A 4,899-nucleotide genomic window follows, 5' to 3' on the forward strand; every position below is an offset into this window, starting at 1 on the left:
ATTTCGGCCATTTCGGCCATTTCGGCCATTTCGGCCATTTCGGCCATTTCGGCCATTTCGGCCATTTCGGCCATTTCGGCCATTTCGGCCATTTCGGCCATTTCGGCCATTTCGGCCATTTCGGCCAGCATAAAAGAATACGGGATAAAGAAAAGGACTAATATCTCAAATCACCGGAGGATATGTATTTTCTAACGAATGACTTGACTGTTCGACATTAGCATTACGCTTCCCCCTTCCGCCAAGGTTAACAAGAATAGAAATAAAAACAATTAGTTATTTTAAATACAATTAATAAATCAATTGTTTCCATGATCGCCCGATAGAAAAACACATGCTTTCAGATAATTTGTTATCTCTTCGAACCACAGAAAAATAATAGCCGAATCGTTGCCATCTCTTGATTCAATATATTCACCAACCATATAACATTTGGTTATTCATAATGGCAGTTTAGTTAAAAATGACATATTCATGGACTTTTTGCTGCCAAGTCAGTGGATATCGTCATCAATTTCACCAGTAACTATTACAAATCAATATCTTCGTTGCGTGATCTGCCGCGCAAAAAAGAAACAAAGAATCATAGCAAACTATACTTAACCTTCAGTTGACATACTATTAACAACTTCAAGGAGAAAAGCTATGAGCCAACTGCACAAACACGCTATTCCTGCCGCAATTGCGGAACGCACCCTGATCAATCCGGCACAATATCAGCAATATTATCAACAGTCTGTGCAAGACCCAGATGCATTCTGGGGTGAGCATGGCAAAATTGTCGATTGGATCAAACCCTACACCAAGGTGAAAAATACCTCTTTCGATCCTGGCCACGTCAGCATTCGCTGGTTTGAGGACGGGACCCTGAACCTGGCGGCCAACTGCCTGGACCGCCATCTGGCCAGTCGCGGCGATCAGACCGCCATTATCTGGGAAGGTGACGATCCCGGCCAATCCAAACATGTCACCTATAAGCAGCTGCATCACGATGTCTGTCAATTCGCCAATGTGTTGAAGAACCTCGGGGTTAAAAAAGGCGACGTGGTGGCAATCTATATGCCAATGGTGCCGGAAGCCGCCGTGGCCATGCTGGCCTGCGCGCGTATCGGTGCCGTGCACTCGGTTATCTTCGGTGGCTTTTCACCGGAAGCCGTAGCCGGGCGTATCATCGATTCCAACTCCAGCCTGGTGATTACCGCCGACGAAGGCCTGCGTGCCGGCCGCTCGGTACCGTTGAAGCAAAACGTCGATGAAGCGCTGAAAAATCCGGGGGTAAAAAGCGTCAATAATGTGGTGGTGTTCCAACGCACCGGAAAACCGGGCTACTGGCAACAAGGGCGCGATTTATGGTGGCATGACCTGATCGACGGCGTCTCCGCCGATTGCCCCGCGGAAGAGATGAACGCCGAAGATCCGCTGTTCATTCTCTATACCTCCGGTTCTACCGGCAAGCCTAAAGGCGTTTTGCATACCACCGGTGGTTATCTGGTGTATGCCGCCATGACGTTTAAATACGTCTTCGATTACCATGACGGTGATATTTACTGGTGTACCGCCGACGTTGGCTGGGTTACCGGCCACAGCTATCTGCTTTACGGCCCGCTGGCTTGCGGTGCCATCACCTTGATGTTTGAAGGCGTGCCTAACTACCCTGGTGTTAATCGCCTGTCGCAGGTGGTGGATAAACATCAGGTCAATATTCTGTATACCGCCCCTACCGCCATCCGTGCGCTGATGGCCGAAGGTGACAAAGCCATCGAAGGTACCCAACGCGATTCGTTGCGTATTATGGGCTCGGTCGGCGAACCGATTAACCCCGAAGCCTGGGAATGGTATTACAACAAAATCGGTAACGGGAAATGCCCGATTATGGATACCTGGTGGCAGACCGAAACCGGCGGTTTTATGATCACCCCGTTGCCAGGCGCCACCGAACTCAAAGCCGGCTCCGCTACGCGCCCGTTCTTCGGCGTACAGCCGGCGCTGGTTGACAACAGCGGAACCCCGCTGCAGGGAGCAACCGAAGGCAATCTGGTGATCACCGACTCCTGGCCTGGCCAGGCGCGTACCCTGTTCGGCGATCATGAGCGGTTCGAACAAACCTATTTCTCTACCTTCAAAGGCATGTACTTCAGCGGCGACGGTGCCCGCCGTGATGAAGACGGCTACTACTGGATCACCGGCCGAGTCGACGACGTGCTGAACGTATCGGGCCACCGTCTGGGAACCGCAGAAATCGAATCGGCGCTGGTTGCCCACCCAAAAATCGCTGAAGCGGCAGTGGTTGGCATACCACACAACATCAAAGGACAGGCAATTTATGCCTATGTCACGTTAAACCACGGGGAAGAGCCAACGCCGGAGCTGTATACCGAGGTGCGTAACTGGGTACGCAAAGAAATAGGGCCAATCGCCACGCCCGACGTACTGCACTGGACTGACTCGCTGCCTAAAACCCGTTCGGGCAAAATCATGCGCCGCATTTTGCGCAAAATTGCCGCTGGCGATACCAGCAACCTGGGGGATACCTCAACGCTGGCGGATCCAGCCGTAGTCGACAAGCTGTTGGAAGAAAAACAATCAATGAAAGTGCCGTCATAATTTCTGCCGCTTCGGGCCGTTCATCGCCGGTTGTCGGATGCACGGCTTGATACCCTTGGGTATGCGCGGCGTTCGCTATCAATACCTACTGGAGACACTCTGATGAATGACACCATTTATCAAGGGATTGAGCAAAACCCGCGTTTCAAGGAGCTGGTGCGCAAACGCAGCCGTTTTGCCTGGCTGCTGTCGCTAATAACGCTGGCGTTATATGTCGGTTTTATTTTTTTAATTGCCTTTAACCCACAATGGCTAGGCACCCCCATCGCTGCCGGCTCAACCATCACGCGCGGCATTCCAATCGGCGTCGGGCTGATCGTTATTTCGTTCGTCCTTACCGGGATTTATGTTTTCCGCGCCAACGGTGAATTTGACCGTCTCACCGCGGAAGTGCTGCGCGAGGTGAAACAATGAGGGGTTTATTCATTACGGTAACATTACTGTTATTACCCGGCCTCGCCCAGGCGGACGCCATCGGCGGCGCGGTTCAGCGTCAGCCGTTGAATATTCAGGCCATCGTGATGTTCCTGCTGTTCGTTGGCGCTACGCTGTATATCACCTACTGGGCCTCCAAGCGCACCCGTTCCCGTCAGGACTACTACACTGCCGGAGGGCGCATTACCGGCTTGCAAAATGGTTTGGCGATCGCCGGCGACTTCATGTCAGCCGCGTCGTTTCTTGGGATCTCTGCACTGGTGTATACCTCGGGTTACGATGGGCTGATCTACTCCATTGGCTTCCTGATTGGTTGGCCGATAATTTTGTTCCTGATCGCCGAACGTCTGCGTAATCTGGGCCGCTACACCTTCGCCGACGTTGCGTCTTATCGCCTGAAACAAAAACCGATTCGCACGCTGTCTGCCTGTGGCTCACTGGTGGTGGTTGCGCTGTATCTGATCGCCCAGATGGTTGGCGCAGGTAAACTCATTCAGCTGTTATTCGGCCTCAACTATCATATCGCGGTCATTTTGGTCGGTATCTTAATGGTACTGTACGTTTTGTTTGGCGGCATGTTGGCCACCACCTGGGTACAAATTATCAAGGCAGTCCTGCTGCTGTCCGGCGCCAGCTTTATGGCGCTGATGGTGATGAAGTCGGTGAATTTTGACTTCAATACCCTGTTCGCCGAAGCAGTGAAAGTGCATCCCAAGGGCATTGCCATCATGAGCCCAGGAGGGCTGGTTTCCGATCCGATATCAGCGCTTTCGCTTGGGCTGGCATTGATGTTCGGTACCGCAGGCTTGCCACATATCCTGATGCGCTTCTTCACGGTGCACGATGCAAAAGAAGCGCGTAAAAGCGTTTTCTATGCGACCGGTTTTATTGGTTACTTCTATATTCTGACCTTTATCATCGGTTTCGGCGCCATTCTGCTGGTTAGCGGCAATCCGGCGTTTAAAGACGCGACCGGCGCACTGCTCGGCGGCACGAATATGGCAGCGGTACACCTGGCCAATGCCGTCGGCGGCAACTTCTTCCTTGGCTTTATTTCTGCCGTAGCCTTCGCCACAATTTTGGCCGTAGTCGCTGGCTTGACGCTGGCGGGCGCGTCGGCGGTTTCCCACGATCTGTACGCCAGCGTTATCAAAAACGGCAAGGCTACCGAGCGTGATGAACTGCGCGTGTCCAAGATCACCGTCGTCGTGCTGGGGATCGTTGCCATTGCATTAGGCATTCTGTTTGAAAAGCAGAACATTGCCTTTATGGTCGGTCTGGCGTTCTCCATTGCCGCCAGCTGTAATTTCCCTATCATCATCCTTTCGATGTATTGGTCACGCCTGACCACTCGTGGTGCGATGATCGGTGGCTGGCTTGGTCTGTTGACCGCGGTGATCCTGATGATCCTTGGCCCGACGATTTGGGTGCAAATACTCGGTCATGAGAAAGCGATCTATCCATACGAATACCCAGCGTTGTTCTCGATGATTGTGGCATTCGTCGGTACCTGGCTATTTTCGGTCACCGACAGTTCGTTGGCAGGCCAGCAGGAACGCGAGCGTTTCCGCTCTCAGTTCGTTCGCTCGCAAACCGGTCTGGGAATTTCGCAAGGCAGCGCGCATTAATACCGCTGCATGTGCCGTCGAAACACCAACCAAGGCCCTGCGGGGCCTTTTTTATTGACTGAACAGCGTTAGCAAGCTCCTGTCATTGTCCGTAGACCCGCCAAATAAAAAGCCCCACGCTTGCGCGTAGGGCTGGTTGTTTTATTTGATGCCTGACCGTGTCCTGCAATATTCGTCTTATCCCGAGGCTCACCCCCACCGGCCGCAGCCAGCGGGGTTCACATCCGTTCCT

3 protein-coding genes are annotated in these 4,899 nt (G+C 52.6%); all 3 read left to right on the forward strand.

Going from position 1 to position 4,899, the window contains the following annotated elements; genetic code table 11:
- The first annotated feature begins 645 nt into the window (after window positions 1-645).
- The 3 genes from acs (at window position 646) to actP (ending at window position 4,667) form a co-directional block, all read left to right on the forward strand.
- Complete coding sequence (gene acs / locus AC2AXP_RS22610) at window positions 646-2,604, forward strand: acetate--CoA ligase (RefSeq protein ID WP_198773948.1); 1,959 nt, start codon at window positions 646-648, stop codon at window positions 2,602-2,604.
- 102 nt (window positions 2,605-2,706) lie between these two features.
- Entirely contained in the window at window positions 2,707-3,018 is a 312-nt protein-coding gene (locus AC2AXP_RS22615; protein ID WP_088499845.1) for a DUF485 domain-containing protein, read from the forward strand.
- Window positions 3,015-4,667, forward strand: a complete 1,653-nt coding sequence (actP, locus tag AC2AXP_RS22620) for a cation/acetate symporter ActP (protein WP_484381990.1) — start codon at window positions 3,015-3,017, stop codon at window positions 4,665-4,667. The genes AC2AXP_RS22615 and actP overlap by 4 nt, the downstream gene beginning before the upstream one ends.
- The last annotated feature ends 232 nt before the right edge of the window (window positions 4,668-4,899 follow it).

The organism is Serratia sp. Sp408 (assembly GCF_057180665.1).